This window comes from Akkermansia sp. BCRC 18949 (genome assembly GCF_045011645.1).
In the GTDB taxonomy this organism is placed as follows: Bacteria; Verrucomicrobiota; Verrucomicrobiia; order Verrucomicrobiales; family Akkermansiaceae; genus Akkermansia; species Akkermansia massiliensis.
This window is the reverse complement of sequence record NZ_CP123619.1, coordinates 1082168-1101396: the sequence shown is the minus strand read 5'-3', so window position 1 is coordinate 1101396 and position 19229 is coordinate 1082168. Positions and strand designations below refer to the sequence as shown.

At 53.7% G+C, this 19229-nt stretch carries 15 protein-coding genes and 1 tRNA gene; 8 read left to right on the top strand and 8 right to left on the bottom strand.

The window, feature by feature from the left end; all coding sequences use genetic code 11:
* Window positions 1-19 precede the first annotated feature (19 nt).
* A complete protein-coding gene (locus P8A25_RS04600; protein ID WP_215442711.1) occupies window positions 20-1237 on the top strand; it encodes a hypothetical protein in 1218 nt (405 codons plus the stop codon).
* 125 nt (window positions 1238-1362) lie between these two features.
* On the opposite strand, the gene P8A25_RS04595 is transcribed toward P8A25_RS04600, so the two are convergent.
* The 6 genes from P8A25_RS04595 to P8A25_RS04570 form a co-directional block, all read right to left on the bottom strand.
* The gene (locus P8A25_RS04595; protein ID WP_215442712.1) at window positions 1363-2742 is read right to left on the bottom strand and encodes a replication-associated recombination protein A; all 1380 of its coding nucleotides are present in this window, start codon (window positions 2740-2742) and stop codon (window positions 1363-1365) included.
* Between the two features lie 230 nt (window positions 2743-2972).
* Complete coding sequence (locus P8A25_RS04590; protein ID WP_215442713.1) at window positions 2973-3329, bottom strand: hypothetical protein; 357 nt, start codon at window positions 3327-3329, stop codon at window positions 2973-2975.
* A gap of 407 nt (window positions 3330-3736) precedes the next feature.
* Window positions 3737-4663, bottom strand: coding sequence for an NAD-dependent epimerase/dehydratase family protein (locus tag P8A25_RS04585; protein WP_215442714.1), 927 nt, complete (start codon window positions 4661-4663; stop codon window positions 3737-3739).
* Window positions 4664-4691: 28 nt separating this feature from the next.
* Window positions 4692-5786, bottom strand: coding sequence for an aminoglycoside phosphotransferase family protein (locus P8A25_RS04580; protein WP_215442715.1), 1095 nt, complete (start codon window positions 5784-5786; stop codon window positions 4692-4694).
* 12 nt (window positions 5787-5798) lie between these two features.
* Window positions 5799-6707, bottom strand: a complete 909-nt coding sequence (locus tag P8A25_RS04575; RefSeq protein ID WP_180972372.1) for a sugar phosphate nucleotidyltransferase — start codon at window positions 6705-6707, stop codon at window positions 5799-5801.
* Window positions 6708-6782: 75 nt separating this feature from the next.
* Window positions 6783-7388, bottom strand: a complete 606-nt coding sequence (locus P8A25_RS04570; protein WP_404838778.1) for a hypothetical protein — start codon at window positions 7386-7388, stop codon at window positions 6783-6785.
* A gap of 216 nt (window positions 7389-7604) precedes the next feature.
* On the opposite strand from P8A25_RS04570, the gene P8A25_RS04565 reads away from it, so the two are divergent.
* From P8A25_RS04565 to P8A25_RS04550, 4 genes are all read left to right on the top strand, one after another.
* A complete protein-coding gene (locus P8A25_RS04565) occupies window positions 7605-8297 on the top strand; it encodes a site-2 protease family protein (RefSeq protein WP_102713520.1) in 693 nt (230 codons plus the stop codon).
* Window positions 8298-8351: 54 nt separating this feature from the next.
* Window positions 8352-9872: a proline--tRNA ligase gene (gene proS / locus P8A25_RS04560; protein WP_215442716.1), complete on the top strand. Its 1521-nt coding sequence runs from the start codon at window positions 8352-8354 to the stop codon at window positions 9870-9872.
* 286 nt (window positions 9873-10158) lie between these two features.
* Entirely contained in the window at window positions 10159-10545 is a 387-nt protein-coding gene (locus tag P8A25_RS04555; RefSeq protein ID WP_215442717.1) for a hypothetical protein, read from the top strand.
* Between the two features lie 235 nt (window positions 10546-10780).
* Window positions 10781-10855: transfer RNA gene (locus tag P8A25_RS04550), tRNA-Gly, on the top strand.
* Window positions 10856-10887: 32 nt separating this feature from the next.
* On the opposite strand, the gene P8A25_RS04545 is transcribed toward P8A25_RS04550, so the two are convergent.
* The gene (locus P8A25_RS04545) at window positions 10888-14079 is read right to left on the bottom strand and encodes an HD domain-containing protein (protein WP_215442718.1); all 3192 of its coding nucleotides are present in this window, start codon (window positions 14077-14079) and stop codon (window positions 10888-10890) included.
* A gap of 274 nt (window positions 14080-14353) precedes the next feature.
* Here P8A25_RS04545 and gadC point away from each other — a divergent pair, with 274 nt between their 5' ends.
* Window positions 14354-15922 (top strand): putative glutamine/gamma-aminobutyrate antiporter GadC, encoded by a 1569-nt coding sequence (gadC, locus tag P8A25_RS04540; RefSeq protein ID WP_404838777.1) that lies wholly within the window; start codon window positions 14354-14356, stop codon window positions 15920-15922.
* The gene (gene glsA / locus P8A25_RS04535) at window positions 15915-16856 is read left to right on the top strand and encodes a glutaminase A (protein ID WP_215428401.1); all 942 of its coding nucleotides are present in this window, start codon (window positions 15915-15917) and stop codon (window positions 16854-16856) included. The genes gadC and glsA overlap by 8 nt, the downstream gene beginning before the upstream one ends.
* 129 nt (window positions 16857-16985) lie before the next feature.
* Here glsA and P8A25_RS04530 read toward each other — a convergent pair whose 3' ends face one another.
* Window positions 16986-17396 carry a GNAT family N-acetyltransferase gene (locus P8A25_RS04530; protein WP_215442719.1) on the bottom strand — a complete coding sequence of 137 codons (411 nt, stop codon included), beginning with the start codon at window positions 17394-17396 and terminating at the stop codon, window positions 16986-16988.
* A gap of 348 nt (window positions 17397-17744) precedes the next feature.
* Here P8A25_RS04530 and P8A25_RS04525 point away from each other — a divergent pair, with 348 nt between their 5' ends.
* Window positions 17745-19154, top strand: a complete 1410-nt coding sequence (locus tag P8A25_RS04525; RefSeq protein ID WP_215442720.1) for a sodium:alanine symporter family protein — start codon at window positions 17745-17747, stop codon at window positions 19152-19154.
* Window positions 19155-19229: the final 75 nt, after the last annotated feature.

Sequence of the window (19229 nt, the reverse complement as noted above, 5' to 3'; positions counted from 1 at the left end):
ACCCTTTTCCATTAACGCCATGTTTCATCATCTCAACATCGTTCCCGGCCTGCTGGCCGCAGCCCTCCTCCTGTCCGCGCCCGTCCAGGCGGCCCTCCCGGCCTACAGCGCCGTGAAGGACGAGGCCAAAACCGTCAACAAATACATGATCGTCGTGTGGGCCGGCACGGACTGGTCCCCCAAATCGCGCGAAGTCACCCGCGCCGTGGAGCACCTGGCCAAGGACTCCCCGGAACCCGTCCTCTGGTGCATCCAGGACGAACGGGAGGAAATGACGGAAGAGGAAAAGAAGCTGCCCAAGCCTCCCGGTGAAATCTGGAACATCCCGGCCATCCAGGTGGTTTCCCCCGCCGGCGGCATGGTCTTCCTGTCGGAAGGCGTTTCCAAGGAAACGCTGCCCGCCGTCATGAAGCAGGCGCTGGAAGCCGTGAAGCAGCAGGAGAAGGCCAATGCCCTGTGGGAAAAGGCGGACGCCTCTTCCGGCGCGAACGCAGCCCTTCTTTACGGGGAAGGCCTCCAGCAGCTTCCCCCGTACGCGGCCTCCGCCCGGAAGGACATTCTGGAAAAAATCAAGAAGGCAGACCCGGAAGACACCAGGGGCATGCACTTCAAATACACCTTCAAGCACCTGCCCTACATTGAAAAGGTACAGCGGATGGTGGAAGATTCCGGCAAAAACGGCGGGCAGAAAGACTACAAGGCCGCCCATGCCTATGTGGACAGGCAGCTCAAAATCCCCGGCCTGACGCCCCTGCAAAAACAGCAGGTCATGGCGGCCAGATTCTGGCTCTACCGCAGCGAGGGGAAAAAGGACCAGGCCCTGAAAACCCTGGCGGACATCGCCAAAATCTCCCCCAAAACCCTCATGGGAACAGGCGCGCAGAACTACTACCGCTTCCTGACGGAACCCGTCACCCTCAAGGAGCCGCGCTTTACGGGCTATGACCTGCGCCCGGAATTTACGCCCACCCGCGTCAACATCGGCAGCATGCTCAACGGCCCCGGCAACTACAAGATCACCTTCAAGATGAACAGCGGCGGCTGCAATATCCGCAATCCCCGCTTCATGCGGGGCAGCCGCGTGGTCAGCGAACTTCCCAAGGACCAGCAGGACAAAAACGGGCGGGAATTCACCCTGCGCTTCTCCGGCTCGGAAAAGCCGGACCTGGTCTTCGACTGCCAGGGCCAGGGCTGGTTTGAGGCGGATTGCGACATCATCGTGACCAAGGAATCCTGATTACCTTCCGGAAAGCGGCAAACGTACAAGACACCACGATCAAAACCTTCAGGAAGGCAGGATGTTCCCATGGGAATTCCTGCCTTCTTCTTTTTCCGGCGGAAGACGGAAGGGAAATGCCCTGTTCAGCTCTTCTTCCCGACTTCTTTCGCTTCCTCCGCCAGCTTGCGGCGGTATTCCATGCGCTCCTTGATGCGCAGCTCCAGGCCGTTCCCGGTGGGGGTGTAGTAAACGCGGCCTTCCGGCAGGTAGGCCTGGGGAACGTAATGTTCCGGATAATCATGGGAATACAGGTATTCCAGCCTGGCCGCGTCCGCACCGCCGGCGGCGGCCAGCTTCTTGCGCGTAGGTGTCCGGAGGTGCTCCGGCACGGCCAGCGTTTTTCCGTTGCGCACGTCATCCATGGCGGCGTTGATGCCCATGTAGGCGGAATTGCTCTTGGGGGCCGTAGCCAGGTAAACGGTGGCGTGCGCCAGCGGGATGCGGGCCTCCGGCATGCCGATCATTTCCGCCGCGCGCGCCGCGTCCAGCGCCACGCGCAGGGCGTTGGAGTCCGCCAGCCCCACGTCTTCCGACGCGGCGATGACCAGCCTTCTCCCGATGAAGCGGATGTCCTCCCCGGCTTCCAGCATCATCCCCAGCCAGTACAGGGCGGCGTCAGGATCAGAGCCGCGCATGGACTTGATGAAGGCGGAAATCGTGTCGTAATGGGAGTCACCCAGGCGGTCGTACTTGATGGCCTTGCGCTGGATGGATTCCTCCGCTACGGAGAGGTTCACATGGATAACGCCGTCTTCCCCTGCAGGAGTGGACAAAACGGCCACTTCCAGAGCCGTGATGGCCTTCCGGGCGTCTCCGTCCGCCTTGGCGGCCAGATGGTTCAGGGCTTCCTCCTCCATGTCCACGCGGGAGGCTCCCAGCCCGCGCTCCGCGTCCGCCAGGGCGCGTTTCAGCAGGGCGGCCAGCTCCTCTTCCGGCACGGGCTCCAGCGGAAAGACCTGGGAGCGGGACAGCAGGGGGGAGTTGATCGCAAAGTAGGGGTTCTCCGTCGTCGCGCCGATGAACCTGACCGTTCCCTTTTCCAGATGGGGGAGCAGGACATCCTGCTGCGCCTTGTTGAACCGGTGCAGCTCATCCACGAAGAGGACGGTTTTCCGCCCGTGCATGCTCATCCTCATCTGCGCCTGGGCGATTTTCTCCCGGATGTCCGCCACGTTGGATTCCACCCCGTTGAGCATCATGAAATGGGCGTTCGTCGTCTGTGCAATGACAGCGGCCAAGGTGGTCTTTCCACAGCCGGGAGGACCGTAAAAAATCAGGGAGGTGAACCTGTCCGTTTCAATCGCGCGCCTCAGCAGTTTTCCCGGCGCCAGCAGGTGCTTCTGCCCCGCCACTTCATCCAGGGTGCGCGGACGCATGCGCGCGGCCAGGGGCATGGCGGACATATCCGCTCCAGGCTCGAAGCCTTCTCTCGCGTCCGCTTCCTGTAAACTGAACAGATCCATTAAAGGCACTTTACCCGCTGGGAAGGCCGGAGAAAAGGCCAATCCCCGGAATCCGGCAAGTTTCACGGAGGGAACGCCGTACCCTCCCCGCAGAAAGAGGAGGAAAAAGAGGGGAGAAGAAATTACCCGCCCCGCCAAACGGCCATCAGCCAGGAGAGCCCGCGGCAACCGGACTCACGCCGCAGAATGCCCCTTCCCCGCGGCGTCCAGTAGAACGGTCAAGCCCCGCTTCAACCGGACACGGACCAGCAGGACAGCATCAGAACCATGCAGACAGGGGCAAGAACACTGAACAGAAGCCCCGTCACCGCCAGTATCCTGCGGTTCACCTCCCAGTAACGGAGGGAGGCGATCAGCATCCAGATGGGAAGCACAATCATGTGGATGAGCGCCAGAAGCCCCCAGCCTGCCAGCGCCAGCACGAAAAGCCAGGGTTCCGAGCCGTCCGCATCATTGCTCGGCATGAACAAGCCGAAGATACGGTACACGAATAAAAAGGAGACGAATGCGGCAAAAGGTATCCATCCCCAGCGGGCTTCCTCCTTCCGGCGGGCCATGACCAGTTCAAGATAGGGATCATTAAACACAGCTAGATGATTGGCAGAAGTACTTCTGAAGGTATGCATATCGTTTTTGGTCTCTATTATTAACCCTTCCTCCTGTCAATGATATTCAATCCCGGCGCCCGCCCTTCCTGTAAGAAATCTTTTTCTCTAACAAATACGAAATATCAACTTCCGCCAATCATCTTATTGTAGCTGCAAAGTATTGCCTCATTCCAGGAAACCTGCTTGATGATGAATGAATTTTCATTCCTATCGGAATGCTGCGCTTCTGCCATTCCCGTTATGGCAAAATGTCTTTTTGAATGATTCAGATGATAGCATCGGCGGAATTTGTCATACATGAGCCATTCCGGCATGAAAAAAGACTGTCTCCGCCGCAGGAGCGGAGACAGTCCCTGAATGATGATGAACCCGGAGGTTCCGGAAAGTTACTTGCCCAGGATGCCCTTGAAATATTCCAGCGTAGTCGCCAGGCCTTCCGGCAGGGTGTGTTTGGGCTGCCATCCGGCGCTCCGGAGCTTGTCCGCACAGGCGCGGGAATGCTTCACGTCGCCGGCGCGTTCCGGGGCATGGAGCACCTTGGAGGAGGAACCCGCGGCCTTGATGATGTTCTGCGCCAATTCTTCAATGGTGATCTGGCCACCGTACCCGGCATTGAACACGCCGGTGACTTCCGGATGCTCCGCCACGAAGGTGAGGGCCCCCACGATGTCCTTCACGTAAATGAAGTCACGCGTCTGGGTGCCGTCGCCGTACACGGTGATGTCTTCTCCCTTGACGGCTTTTTCAATGAAAATAGGCACGGCGGCGGCATAGGCCCCCTTGGGGTCCTGCCGGGGGCCGAAGACGTTGAAGAAGCGCACGGCGGCCGTGTTGACCTTGCCTTCCGCCCGGAACATGTTGAGGTAGTATTCCCCGTCCAGCTTGGTGATGGCATAGGGGCTCTTGGGTTCCGGGTACATGGTTTCCAGCTTGGGCACGGTGGGGTTGTCGCCATAGATGGCGGCGGAAGACGCCAGCACGATTTTCTTGACCCCGGCGGCGGAGGCTTCCTCCAGCACGTTCAGAAGGCCGTTGACGTTGATGTCAATGCATTCTCCAATCTTGCTCATGGATTCCGGCACGGAGACGAGCGCGGCCATGTGGAAGATGTAGTCCACGCCCTGCACCGCCTGGCGCACCAGTTCGCGGTCGCAGATGGAGCCTTCAATGAAGGTGTGCTTGAGCCCGTCCAGGTTTTTGAGGTAGCCCGTGCGCAGGTTGTCCAGCACGCGGATTTCCTCCGCCTTGTCCTGATAGTGTTCCACAATGTGGGAACCGATGAATCCGGCGCCGCCGGTTACGAGAATCTTCATGTGTTTTTCCGATGTTGGTAGGTATTGGTTAGTAGCGGTCCACAACGGCCTTCATTTCATCCATCTGCGCCTCGATGGATTCCACCAGGGCCATCTGCGTGCGGCAGCGGTCCAGGTTGTGTTCCGGACGGTGAATCTTGAAGTACACGTCTCCGGACAGGTAGTCCGTCAGGAAGCGGATGCCGCATTCCATCGTGAGCAGCTTGCCGGAGAACGGCAGCAGGCTCTTTTCCAGAGGCGTCAGGAAGCTCTTGGCGGAGCTCAGGTAACCCTGCACCAGCGCCTCAAACATGAACATGCGCATCGTGACCTTGGAGATGTCCTTTTCATCTTCCGCGGCGGGGGACGTGGCCGTGCGGATCATGTCCCCGAAGTCGTAAATGGCGGAACCGGGCATCGTGGTGTCCAGGTCGATCACGCAGATGCCTTCCCCGGTCACGTCGTCCAGCATCACGTTGTTCAGCTTGGTGTCGTTGTGCGTGCAGCGCAGGGGCAGTTCGCCGGATTTCAGGTAATCCACCACCAGATGGCAGTCCGCTTCACGGGCCAGGTACCAGTCTATTTCCTTCTGCACTTCCTTCACGCGGCCCAGGGGGTCGGACTGGATGGCCTTTTTCAGGGCCTCCAGGCGGGAAGTGGTATTGTGGAAATCGGGGATGGTTTCAAACAGGGGTTCTCCGGGCAGGTCCGCCGTGAGTTTCTGGAACTCGCCGAAGGCGCGGGCCGCTTCCTGGCACTGCTTGGTGGTTTCAATCTGGTCATAGGTGCGTCCGCGTTCAATGAACGGGTACACGCGCCAGCAGTTGCCGTCCGCATCCAGGGCGTACGGCTTGCCGTCCACGGAGGGAACCAGCGTGAGGGTGCGGCGGTAGGCTTCCGGGCAGTCCTCCTCCTTCAGGCGCTTCAGGGCGTGGTCCGTCACGCGCTTCACGTTTTCCATCAGGGGGATGGGCTGCTTGAACACGTTATGGTTCACGCGCTGGAGGATGTAGCGGATGCGCTGGCCCGCCTGGTCCACCCAGATGCAGTAGGTGTCGTTGATGTGGCCGCTGCCGTAGGAGTAACCGTGGACGAAGTCGCCCCGGAGATCGAACAGGGATGATACAGCCTTGAGATCGTGCATGGGAAAAGAGGCTTAGTTGAGCTTTTCAGGGTATACGCCCTGCTTGATGAGTTTGTTGATGCCTTCCACGACCATGGGCTTGTCCCCGGGATAGGTCATGCCGAACCAGGTGGAGGAGGTGGGAAGAACGGCGCAGTCCGCGCGGTCTTCATGAATCAGGGCGTCCACCACGGTGGGAATGAAGCATTCGCTCTTGGGCTCCTGGCCGTGTTCCTTCAGGAAGTCAATGAAACGGTCTTCCGTCAGCTCAATGAAGGAGGGGGAGAAGAGCCAGAAATTCATGGAAACCAGTTCGCCGGGGTCCACGGGCAGGCGTTCGCCCTTCAGGTTGTTGCCGCGCACCACGCCGTCTTCATCAGCCTGGATTTTCACGAATTCCTCCACCCCGTCCAGCAGGCCTTCCTTGATGGAGCAGATGCCGCGGTTCACGTCCCCGTTGTCGGAGAGGGTGTTCTTCAACGGATAGCCGATCATGCCGTAATGGGCCTTTCCGGGTTCATCCGTGGTGGAGGTCAGGAACTTGGCGGCCTGCACAAAGGCGTCCGCGCCGTAAAAGTCATCCGCGTTCACCACGGCAAAGGGTTCCTTCACCACCTGGCGGGCGGCGCGCAGGGCATGGGCGGTGCCCCAGGGCTTTTCACGGCCTTCCGGCACGGAGAATCCTTCAGGCAGGTCGTCTAGGGACTGGAAGGCGTAATCCACCTCAATCTTGCCGGCAAAGCGGCTGCCGACCTTTTCCTTGAAAATGTCTTCAAAGTCACGGCGGATAATGAATACCACTTTTCCGAAACCGGCCCGGATGGCATCATAAACAGAATAGTCGAGAACGACTTCACCGTTGGGACCCATCGGGTCAAGTTGCTTGAGACCGCCGTAACGGCTACCCATACCAGCTGCTAAAACAAGAAGTGTAGGCTTCATAATACGCAGGCCATTATGACCAAGCCTCCCCGTTTGGCAACTGGAAAATGCCGGAAAACCGGAGAAATCCGCCCGTTAAAAAACGTAAGAGCACCAAAGGCCCAGCACCACTTTTTTGAAATCGTCACGCCCGTAGCCGCAATACCATCCCAGGAAAGGCTCCAACCGCAGACTGCCGGAAACGGCCCACCGCGCGCCCGTGCGCACCATCAGTTCCTTCAAGCCGTTTCTCCCCAGGTAATCATGGGAAAACCCCAGGGAAACCGTATTCACCATGGCGACGGATTCACACAGCAGGGGCTGCCAGGTAACGCCCCACTGGGAGTACACCCCCTCCTGCCCGGAATCATACAGGAAGGAGCCGCTGAACGACCAGGACGGCATGGGGTTCCACTTGAGGGACAGGCCGGGCTCCACCCCGGTTTTCAGGGGGCAGGAATCATACCACTGCCCGTTGACAAACAGTCCGGCCGTGCACTCGTCCGCCAGGTAATACTGAAGTTCCCCGTGCAAGGTGGTCTGGCTGAAATTGCGCCCCTGCCAGTTGCGGATGGCGAAGAGTTCCCCGCTGACCGCCCATGAGTCCGACAGGGAGGCCCCGCCGGAAATCTGGCCTTCCACGGAATTGGGGCCCAGCTTCTCCCCGCGGTGGATGTAGTCCGAACGGTAGCCGCCCAGCAATTCCCCCCCATGCGGATGGGGGAACGGCCGTCCACCTCCGTCAGGGGAGGGGGTCCGTCATACCCCCGTACGGCCTGAACGGCACAGCACAGGATGATGGGAAACAGCCTCATGAAGGCCTTTTAACACAATCCCCTGCACCGTACCAACGCCAAAACGGTGCATGCACATTCTCCGGGCTTGGCAAAAGGGGAATCTGCCCTTACCCTCTCGCGCATGATTCATTTCACCCTGTTCGGGATACCTGTTTACATCCGCCCCAGCTTCTGGGTGGTGCTGGCCATCTTCGGCGGCGCTCTCAGCATCAACAGTGTGGAAGGCCTCATTTATCCGGCCCTGTTCGTCATTGCCGGCTTCGTCGCCATCCTGTCCCATGAAATGGGGCACGCGCTGGTGGGCCGCAGGCTGGGCGGCGGCCAGCAGACGATCGTCCTGGAACTCTTCGGCGGCCTGACGAGCAGCCACGGCATGCAATTGACGCGCGGAGGAAGGGCCCTCATGATTCTGGCGGGCCCCATGATGACCCTGCTGCTGGGCATCATCAGCCTGTGGATTACCTGGAACATCGTCGCTCCGGTCATGACCGCGCACAACCTGACCTTCTGGGACCTGGCCATCAGCCCCTTCACGGCGGCGGCCATCTCCCCCCAGCTTTACATCCTCTCCTGCCTCATCATGATCGGGGAATGGTGGACGATCCTGAACCTGCTGCCCATCTACCCCCTGGACGGCGGCCAGCTGATCGCCCAGTTCATCCGCTCCCCCAGGAAAGTGTTCATGACCGGGTTCATCACGTCCATCATTATCGGGCTGCTCAGCTTCCAGCTCTTCCACGGCTACTTCATTCCCATATTCATGGCCCTCTTCGCCTACAGCAATTACCGGGAATACAGAAACGCCCCCTTTTAATATTCCGAGCTTCCTTTGCGGGCCGCGCCCGTTCCATTCAACATACCATCCAATATGTCTCAACAAACTGCAATCACCCCCACCCGCGCCCAGGACTTTCCCGAGTGGTACCAGCAAGTCATCAAGGCCGCCGACATGGCGGAGAATTCCGAGGTGCGCGGCTGCATGGTCATCAAGCCGTGGGGCTACGCCATCTGGGAACTCATCCAGAAGGACCTGGACCAGCGCTTCAAGGACACCGGCCACACGAACGCCTACTTCCCTCTCCTGATTCCGATTTCCTATCTGGAGAAGGAAGCGGAGCACGCCGAAGGCTTCGCCACGGAATGCGCCGTGGTCACCCACCACAGGCTGGAAGCGCAGAAGGATGAAGCTACCGGAAAGACCCGCATGATTCCTACCGGGGAGCTCACGGAACCCTTCGTCATCCGCCCCACCTCGGAAACCGTCATCGGCGCGGCCTTCGCCCGCTGGACCTCCAGCTACCGCGACCTGCCCCTCAAGGTGAACCAGTGGTGCAACGTGATGCGCTGGGAAATGAGGCCCCGCATCTTCCTGCGCACGGCCGAATTCCTGTGGCAGGAAGGCCACACGGCCCATGAAACCCGGGAGGAAGCCATTGAGGAGACCCTCACCATGCACAAGGTTTACGAGGACTTCCAGAGGGACGTTCTGGCCATTCCCACCATTCCCGGAGAAAAAACGGAGGCGGAACGCTTCCCCGGCGCGGAACAGACCTACACGGTGGAAGCCATGGTGCAGGACCGCAAGGCCATCCAGGCCGGGACCTCCCACTTCCTGGGGCAGAACTTCTCCAAATCCCAGAACATCTGCTTTGCCGGGAGGGACAACACCCAGCAGTTCGCCTGGACGAGCTCCTGGGGCGTTTCCACCCGCATGATCGGGGCGCTCATCATGATGCACTCCGACGACGACGGCCTGGTATGCCCGCCCCGCGTCGCCCCCCAGCAGGTCGTCATCATCCCCGTCACGCCCAGGGAAGAAAGCCGCCAGGCCATCCTGGACCACTGCGAGGAACTGGCACGCACCCTCCGCGCCAAGAATTTCCACGGCCAGCCGCTCCGCGTACTGGTGGACAGGCGCGACCTGGGCGGCGGCGCCAAGAAATGGGAATGGGTGAAAAAGGGAGTGCCCGTGCGCCTGGAAATCGGCCCCCGGGACCTGGAAAAAGGCTCCGTCTGCCTCCAGCGGCGCGACCTGCCCGTCAATGAAAAATCCTTCGTCCCGGAAACGGAACTGGTTGATACCGTCACGGACATTCTCCAGAACATCCAGGATACCCTGCTTCAACGGGCCATCGCCTTCCGGGACGCCCACATCCGCCCCGCCTCCACCCTGCGGGAGCTGGAAGAAAACTTCTCCGGAGAAGGAGACGCCGACTGGCTCCAGGTGCCGTGGGACGGCTCCCCGGAAGAGGAAGAGGAACTCGCCAAGCGCCTGCGCATCTCCATACGCTGCATCCCGCTCGGCGAACTGGGCCGCGGGGAACCCGCTCCCTGCATCCTCACCGGCCGCATGACGGAACGCCGCGTCCTCTGGGCCAGAAGCTACTAATCTCCTCCATTGACTCCCTTTCTTCACGGGACTGTTCCAGGGCACGGAAAACGCGCCTTCCGGAACAGCCCCGTTTTTTATGGAAACAGGGAGTTCTTCAAGATTTTACACATTCTTTCCGCAAAAACCGCTTCATTTCGGACACCGACGCCATTCCGCCGTTATAAGGGATAAATACATGCTCTTCCGGTTAAGACCACCCCGAGATGCCGACCACAGTCATCCTCTGGAGGATTGCGTCTCCTGATGGCGGGACAGAAGGGACAACCTGCTGGCCTTCGCCCGGTTGAAAGCGCAGACCGGCCTGGACTCGGAAGGCCTGCTGGCGGAAAACGTCAAGCGGCTCGTCCGCGCCGTGGCGGAAAACCGCCTGGCCCCGGAGCCGGATGAATTCACCCCGTACGCCTTTACCGTCATCCGCATGCCCCAGGCCCAGCAACTGCTGAAACCTACGGAACCACACTGCAAACGATCGGTTAACGAAGATACGGCGCTCAAGAATACCATCTGCCGCGGCAATACGGAGCAGGTTAATTTTATCTGGAACAGGGAGCCAACGTCAATGCCGTACATAGGGGAACGATTTCCATGCTGGACCACGCCAGGAACCGCCATGACGCCGCCAAGGAAAAACTGTTGCTGGAACATGGAGCCAAAACGGCCGCGGAACTGAAAGAGCAACAAAACGCCGCCTTCCCCGAAGTCAAACGGGAACAACCGGAAAAAGCAGCCTGGCACCTTCCCGTCCTCCCCGCTCCTTCCACAGAACCATTAGTCCTCTTTAAAAGGTACGGCAGCATGGCCCTATTCCGGTGAACATGAATTTTTCTCTAAAAAAATCTTGCCAAATCCGGATAACCCTATATATTTTCTGCCACACGGATGCCGCAAGGCTCCGGTCATCCAAAGCGGATGTAGCTCAGGGGTAGAGCGCAACCTTGCCAAGGTTGATGTCGTGGGTTCGAATCCCATCATCCGCTCCATTTTTTAACTTGCCTTATTAAGGCAAGTTTTTTTATTTATATACACGGGCAAGAAAAGAAAAATAAGGCAGAATTTCTTTCTTCACAATATCTTGCATCTTGGTTGTTTTTAATTGACGAATTAAATCACCTTCCCATTCTTTATCCTGAATATCTATATTATCATTTTTATAACAATGTAATTGCCAAAGATTTTCAAAACGGTCAATATCCCTTGCTATCAGCGCTTCTTCTGTACGCCCCTCATTAAATTCTTCCCATAATTGACATAATTCAATTATTTCTTCTTCACCTTCAAAATATTTACCTTTTAACATAAGCATATCATAATACTTTTGCTCGGCATCTTTTGTATCATCAGTTTTTTCATGAGGTAACAAATCTCCTATTTCACATTCCGCCCAGTCATGAACAAACAACATCTTAATAATACGTTCCTTTTTCTCGCCAAGCTCAGAGGGAAGTAAAAATAGAGCTAAACGCATACAACTCATGGCATGAGAATCGACCGACTCGACAGGGAGTTTCTCCTCATCAAACTGTATACTTGTGCGTGTGTTTGGCAGTAACCATCCACGCCTTGGCATAGATTTTAATCTAGTTAATTGCAATAACCAATCATTGGGATGAACGTATTTCCCATCTATGTGGTTTTTTACTTCTTTAACAAAGTTTGACAATATTGGAATAACAGAAAAATCACGGGATATAACCGGAATTACGTTATTGACAAAATCATATATTTCGTTCTTTAGCTCTTCATCAAGGCTATCAATATTTTTCCTTAGACATCTTGAGTATATTAAAGACGTCAAAGTTGCTATTTCAATATTGTAGGATTTAGATCTTTCATTTAAATCTGATGAAGAATTTTTTAATATTCTTTGTTTTAATTCAATATAAGTATTGGTTATTGATTTCCCTTCATCCTTCCCACAGTATCCTAAGGAAAGGTTTAATGGCTGATCACAGTAATATTGTAAGTGGAAACCGCGATTAACCTGGTCAGCAGTACTATTTTCAAGTATTCTCCTTACATATTCACAAGCTTTATCCTCATCTCCTAAATATGCACAGCTTATTTGAATAGAACGATATAACAACTCTATTTGATTCTTTTCAAAAAATTCTTTTTGATTTTTCAAATGACTCTTTTTATTACTCAATATCTCATTAAGCATATGTGCCCATTTTATTAAAATCGACTTAGCATCAGATAATAATGAAGGCTGCTCTATTCTTCCCAACATATAACTAATATTAGTCAATTTTGGTAGCATGATTCCTTTCATCACACTATTTTTAAAATCAATACTCTTTGCTTTTTTGAGAATATTTTCCTGAATTGAATCATCGTTTTTTGTTAAAAATTTAATATATTTATTAATATAACATGGAAGCACAATATCCGGGAGATCTTTTTCCTCTTTTAATAAAATATAAAAATGATATGCTATTAGAAAATGTTGTATATCAGCATGATTAAATAAATTTTTATATGCATTTTCGCATGAAAACTCAATTCTATTAGAGTTCGCTTTAATCCATTTTTTAGTTATTATAATCCAATCTTTGTATATTTTTTCTGCCCAACTAATTAAATCCTCTTCTTGGAAGTATTTGGATAAGAATTTTTGAATTGCTTCAGGAAATGATGTAATTTTTATTTCTGTCATGATCGCAATCCAAAAAATCAACATTGCTCTTGGAGGATTTTTAATTTCATCTTTTAATAAAAATTCTACACTTTTTATTCGATTTGAAATTACTCTATCTTTTGCATCAATTTTAAATTGTCGTTCCAAAATAAATTCATGATCAATTGGATGTAATGTACATGATTTAGAAGTATGAATTATATATACGGGATGACAGCCTAAAGACTCGATCAATTGAGTTATTTCTCTTGGATCAAATTTATCTAACTCATATTCACTCATATTCACATCCAACAGTATAATAAATTTACATAATTTATCAGATTGAACTATTCTTTTCATATGAATAAGTAAAGAATAGCTTATGGAAGAAGAATTTAAGTCTATAAATACAGGAATAAGTTCTTTTTCCATATTCAATAAATGATAGATTACAGAAGACACAGCGGTTTTTCCAGAATGCGCATCTCCAATGATCGAAAAAGTACGTTCTTGCCACGTCTTAGCTTTATTATCATTTAAGATACTTTTCACTTTGCAGCAAATATCATATATATTCATCGTGGCGCTGCAATTATTACGAATAGAAAAAATATTAGAATATTCCAACAAATTAGATGCGGAATAGGTGTTCTTATTATATGGAAATTGTAAAAAATCTAAATTTTTTATTTTCAAGACATTCAGCGAATCATAACAATACATCTCAAACCACGTACCAAATGCTATTACGGCATTGTACATAGCAATTTTCCTATATTCCTTCTTAGTTTTTTGTTCTACATATTGTTTATTGGAATCGCAAGGATCGGATAAAGCCCTAAACGCAAGAACTTTCAACTTTTCTTGATGAGCAAAACTGTAGACAGCAGCTGTTTCACAATCATAAGCTGTCAAATGCCGATGGACTTGTTTCTTTAAATCTTTTACAAAAGAATCTCCTTGTCCAACATCTCCACCAGTTGCAATTTGAGATTCTTCTATCAATTTATTGTAATAATTTTTTGATATATACTTTTTCAATATAGAATCTCCTACAACTATAGATGAAAGATTTTCTTTTGCTATTTCATGGGTTTTCTCCAACTCTTTATTTACAATGTTTATATACTGCTGATTTATCTCTTGAAAAATTTCATTATCGATACGATATGGATCGGGTGCAAAATCTCGGTTTTTATCAAGCTGTTTACCGTGTACAGTAATATCATATGCCACATGTGGAATTAGCACATCTCCCAACTTATTATCTTCATCTACTAGTCCACAAATTCCAATGTTTATGAGATAGCCATTATTAATTTTATTTTTAATCAGATCGGACATCCTAATTAATGCGGCTTTCATGTCTATACTTCCCTGACTTTCAACACATAGACATTTTATATGGTAATCACTTTCACCACCATATAAAATAGACAAAGAATAAAGAGTTCCTGTACCGTTTATGCTACATTCCACACATTCATTCCTAATTGTGAAATGTGTGTATTTTGCTATAGCTTCTTTGAATAAAAGGTATTCTTCACTCATAGCAAAAATGAGAATTATATCACGAGTATTCATAAAATTTATTATTTTCTTTATATTAAAAAAAATCCATAGAAAAACAAGAAAGAAATAAAAAATATTTCTAACAGTTTTTAACCTTTTAGATGCATTCTTAATTAGTAGCTTCTCTATCTTTCATCATACTAAGAAAAAGAGAACTCAGTAAGACAGACTTTACAAATCCATTTACACCATCCTTTCAACGAAAGAGCCTTCCTGATGGTCGTTCAGATAAGGTCGGTGTCGGCACTTCGATACGCCGTCCCAATTCTCAACCCGGAATAAACCAATGAATAATACGACTCAATCAGGGACCTCTCCAACAGGTCCCGTTACAACCAATAACGCTCCGGCGGTAAAATCCGTCCTTCGCATGGGGGTATTTACGCTCGCCATGATTAACGTTTCCGCCATTGTCAGCTTGCGCGGCATGCCTGCGGAAAGCACGTACGGACTCAGTTCCGTCTTTTACTATATTTTTGCAGCGGTCTTTTTCCTGGTGCCCGTCTCCCTGGTAGCCGCGGAACTCACCACCGGATGGCCGCAGAAAGGCGGCGTTTACCGTTGGGTAGGCGAAGCCTTCGGCAAAAAATGGGGGTTCCTGGCCATCTGGCTGCAATGGATTGAAAGCACCATCTGGTTTCCGACCGTGCTGACCTTCGCCGCCGTTTCCCTGGCTTTCATGGGACCCGGACAGCGATGGGATGAAGCTCTTGCCGCCAACAAGTGGTATGTGCTCATCGTGGTGCTGTGTGTATACTGGGCAGCTACCCTGCTCAACCTGCGCGGCATGAAGACTTCCGCAGGCGTTACCAAATGGGGCACCATCATCGGAACCATCATTCCGGGCGCCATCCTGATTCTGCTGGGCCTGAGCTATTGGGCCGGAGGCAACCCGATTTTGCTGGACATGAGCTGGGACAAGCTGATACCGGACATGAGCAATTTCAACAACCTCGTTCTGGCCGCCAGCATCTTCCTGTTCTACGCAGGGATGGAAATGTCCGCCGTGCATGTGAAGGACGTGAATGACCCCGGCCGCAACTATCCGCTGGCCATTCTGATTTCCGCCATCATTACGGTACTCATTTTCGTTCTGGGCACGCTGGCCATCGGCTTCATCATTCCGAACTCCCAGATCAACCTGGTGCAGAGCCTGCTGATTTCTTATGACAGTTACTTCAGCTTCTTCGGCCTCGGCTGGATGAACTGGATTCTGGCGCTTGCGCTGGCCGTAGGCGTTCTGGCCCAGGTAACAGCGTGGGTGGGAGGTCCTTCCAAAGGCTTGTACCAGGTAGGCTTGGCTGGCAACCTGCCGCCCGTCATGCAGAAGCGGAACAAGAACAACGTCCAGATGGGCATCCTGCTCATTCAGGGCTGCATCGTCACCCTGCTTTCCATCATGTTCGTGATCATGCCTTCCGTGCAGTCCGCCTACCAGATTATTTCCCAGCTTACCATCATCCTGTACCTCATCATGTACATGCTGATGTTCGCCTCCGGCATTTATCTGCGCTACCGGGAACCGAATACGCCCCGCACTTTCCGCATTCCCGGAGGCAAGACCCTCGGCATGTGGATTGTGGGCGGCCTCGGCTTCCTGGCCAGCCTGGCGGCCTTCCTGGTGAGCTTCATCCCGCCGAACCAAATTACCGTCGGCAGCAATACGATGTACATCATGCTTCTGGTGATAGGCACCTTCATCTTCGCCGGCATTCCTTTCATCATCCATGCCATGGCCAAGCCCTCCTGGAAACGGCCTGTGGATCCTGAAGACGCCTTCGAACCCTTCGGATGGGAAAAAACCAATGGAACCCATTCTACATCAACCCCAATCCATACCATATCCCATGAGTAACGTCCCTTCCAATGAACAAATACAGACGGCTCTGGACAACGCGTATGCCTACGCCAAAACCGTCCAGGGAGGCAAAAACGCCTCCTACATTCCCGCTCTGGCCCAAGTTCCCTCCGACCTGCTGGCGATTGCCGTGGTCACTGTCAACGGAGACCTGCTGACCGCAGGCTCCGCGGACACCCCCTTTGCCATTGAATCCATCTCCAAGGCCTTCAACCTGGCCTACGTCATGGATCTGATCGGAATGAAGGAGCTCCGCACAAAGATCGGGGCAGACCCCACCGGGGAGCCCTTCAACTCCGTCATGGCGATTGAACTGCATGGCGGCAAGCCCCTCAACCCCCTGGTCAACGCCGGAGCCATGGCGACAGTCAGCCTGGTCAACGGGTCGGACTCCGATGAAATATGGTCCAACATGATTCATAATTTCAACAACTTCGCCAACACGGCCCTGACCGTGAACCAGGAGATCTACAAGTCGGAAAGCGCTACCAACCAGCACAACCGCGGCATCGCATGGCTGCTTGACAGCTACGGCTATTTTTACAATACGCCGCCCATGATCGTGGACCTGTACACCCGCATGTGCTCCCTGAACATCACTACCTCCCAGCTGGCGCTGATGGGCGCCTGCTATGCCAACGGAGGCGTCAACCCCGTCAGCAAGAAGCGGGTGGTGCAGGATGTCAACGTTCCTCCAATTCTGGCGGAAATGTGCATGTCCGGCCTCTATGATTCCACAGGGGACTGGATGTACAAGGCCGGCCTTCCGGCCAAGTCCGGCGTAGGCGGCGGCCTGGTAGCCGTAGCCCCCGGCAAGCTGGCCATGGCGGCCTTCTCCCCGCCCCTGGACCCTGCCGGAAACACTGTGAAGGGCCAGGCAGCTCTTCAATCCATTATCAAGGAATTGAATCTGAACCTTTTCCGGAGCTGATCCGGGATGAGAAGGTAAACCCGCGGAGCCAAGATCCGAAAGGATTCCCGCGGGTTTACTGTATCCCGGACACACAAAATAACGCCCGCCTTCCGCGCCTGCCGGAAATTGGCGGTCCAGCCGCGGGCGTCAAGTCCTGTTTGAAAAATTGCACCGCTGCATGGGTACGCCGTCTTCCATGGCATGAAAGCCGTGCTTTTCATAAAAGGCGGCGTTCCTGCTCTCCTCCGGCATGATTTCAATGTACAGGTAGTCCTTGTACTTCTCCTTGACCATTTCCATCATTTTTCCCGCAATTCCCCTGCCCTGATAGTCGGGATGCACCAGGACATAGTGCATATAGGCTACCAGCTCGCCGTCGTCCAGCAGCCGCACCAGCCCGACTAGCCGGTCGCCGTCCCACGCGGTAAATACCGTGGACGAATTCATCAGGGCCTTGTACAGCCGTTCCGGATACTGGCCGGAAATCCATCCAACGGACAGGAACAGCTCCTGCACTTTTTCCCTGGTAAACTTCTTTTCTTCCGTAAAAACAATCATTTTCCCTCTTGGTTCAAGCTGATGGCCGGAACGCGGCGTGACGTCCGCATGCCAGGCCATGGGCCTTATGATAAAGACCGCAGACCCCGGAGACAAGCAACGATCATCCATTCCTTCATTCTTCATTAAACAGCATGAGGAAAGCCGGAGGCGCCTGAGGCATTCCTCCACATGGACCACATGGAAGCTGGCTTCCGGACCAGCCCGTGCTGTTATCCATGGCAGATGAAACCAGCGCGCTCTTGTAAAAAGCTTTCCGCCGCCGGAACCGCAGAAGTTGTTTTTCCGTGCCCTTCCCGTGTTTTAAGGACTTGCCACCACAGCATTTTTCCTTAGAGTCTTTCCGGTATGCTTGAAGCCCTGCAAAACGCCTTTTTCCAGACCGGGGACGCGCTCACAACCTGGCTGTCCGCCTTCAGCAGTTTCCTGTGGGGATGGCCTCTGCTCATCATGCTGCTGGGCACTCACCTGTACCTCACCGTCATTCTGCGCTTTCCGCAGCGCTACCTGTTCAAGGCCCTGAAACTGTATTTTGTGAAGGACCATACGGACAAGGGGGACATTTCCCCGTTCAGTTCCCTGATGGTGGCCCTGGCCGCCAACATCGGCGCGGGCAACATCATCGGCGTGGGGGTGGCGATTGCCGCCGGAGGGCCGGGGGCCATTTTCTGGTGCTGGCTGACGGGCGTTCTTGGCATGGCTACACGGTATTCCGAGGGGCTGCTCGCCATCAAGTACCGGGTGGAAAACAAGGACGGCAACATGAGCGGAGGCCCCATGTTTGTACTGGAACGCGGCATGAAATGCAAATGGCTCGGCGTAGCCTTTGCCGTATTCACGGCCATTGCCGCCTTCGGCATCGGCAACCTGACGCAGGGGAATGCCGCGGCGGAACAGCTCCACCACGCCTTTGCCATTCCCTCTTGGGGAACGGCTGCGGTGCTGACCATCCTGACGGCCCTGGTGATGCTGGGCGGCATCCGGAGCATTGCCAAGGTATGCGCCTTCTTCGTCCCGTTCATGGCGGTAATTTACATTATAGGCTGTGTCTACATCCTGGCCGTGCAATCCCACTACATTCTTCCGGCCATCCGGTACATTCTGGACTGCGCCTTTACCGGGGAAGCCGCCGCCGGGGGCGTGGTGGGAGCGGCCGTCATGACGGCCATGCGGACCGGCGTGGCCCGCGGCCTTTTTTCCAATGAAGCCGGGCTGGGCTCCGCCGCCATCGCCTCCGCCGCCGCACAGAACCGCAACCCCGTACGGCAGGCGCTCATCTCTTCCAGCGGACCGTTCTGGGATACCGTGGTCATCTGCGCACTCACGGGCATTGTGCTGACTACCAGCATCCTCGCCCATCCGGATATTTCGTCCAGTGACGGCCCCCGGCTCACTACGCTGGCATTCAGTAAAATTCCTTATGTGGGCTCTCCTCTCCTGACGGTCAGCCTGGTCACCTTTGTAGTCTCCACCATCCTGGGCTGGTCCTACTTTGGGGAAAAAGCCCTGGAGTACCTGGGGGGCATCCGGCTGATCACGCCTTACCGCGTCATCTGGGTGGCGGCGGTCTTTACCGGCTGCGTTTCCAAGATAGACCTGGTATGGGTGTTTGCGGATTGCGCCAACGGCCTGATGGCCCTTCCCAACCTCATTTCACTGCTGGCCCTTTCCGGAGTGCTTGTCCAGCAAACGCGGTACTACCTCTGGCAGCACAGGCTGGACGATTATGACGATTCCCACATTCCGGAAGGCAAATAACGATTTTTTTAAATTCAGATTCAAATAATTCTTGCCTTTCGGCCTCCGGTAGTATTTACTTCGCCGCGCAGTCCC

Bases quoted from the DNA above. Each gene is read 5' to 3' on its own strand.
- P8A25_RS04600 (WP_215442711.1), top strand. From the start codon at position 20: ATGTTTCATCATCTCAACATCGTTCCCGGCCTGCTGGCCGCAGCCCTC.
- P8A25_RS04595 (WP_215442712.1), bottom strand. From the start codon at position 2,742: ATGGATCTGTTCAGTTTACAGGAAGCGGACGCGAGAGAAGGCTTCGAG.
- P8A25_RS04585 (WP_215442714.1), bottom strand. From the start codon at position 4,663: ATGAAGATTCTCGTAACCGGCGGCGCCGGATTCATCGGTTCCCACATT.
- P8A25_RS04580 (WP_215442715.1), bottom strand. From the start codon at position 5,786: ATGCACGATCTCAAGGCTGTATCATCCCTGTTCGATCTCCGGGGCGAC.
- P8A25_RS04575 (WP_180972372.1), bottom strand. From the start codon at position 6,707: ATGAAGCCTACACTTCTTGTTTTAGCAGCTGGTATGGGTAGCCGTTAC.
- P8A25_RS04565 (WP_102713520.1), top strand. From the start codon at position 7,605: ATGATTCATTTCACCCTGTTCGGGATACCTGTTTACATCCGCCCCAGC.
- proS (WP_215442716.1), top strand. From the start codon at position 8,352: ATGTCTCAACAAACTGCAATCACCCCCACCCGCGCCCAGGACTTTCCC.
- P8A25_RS04545 (WP_215442718.1), bottom strand. From the start codon at position 14,079: ATGAATACTCGTGATATAATTCTCATTTTTGCTATGAGTGAAGAATAC.
- gadC (WP_404838777.1), top strand. From the start codon at position 14,354: ATGAATAATACGACTCAATCAGGGACCTCTCCAACAGGTCCCGTTACA.
- glsA (WP_215428401.1), top strand. From the start codon at position 15,915: ATGAGTAACGTCCCTTCCAATGAACAAATACAGACGGCTCTGGACAAC.
- P8A25_RS04530 (WP_215442719.1), bottom strand. From the start codon at position 17,396: ATGATTGTTTTTACGGAAGAAAAGAAGTTTACCAGGGAAAAAGTGCAG.
- P8A25_RS04525 (WP_215442720.1), top strand. From the start codon at position 17,745: ATGCTTGAAGCCCTGCAAAACGCCTTTTTCCAGACCGGGGACGCGCTC.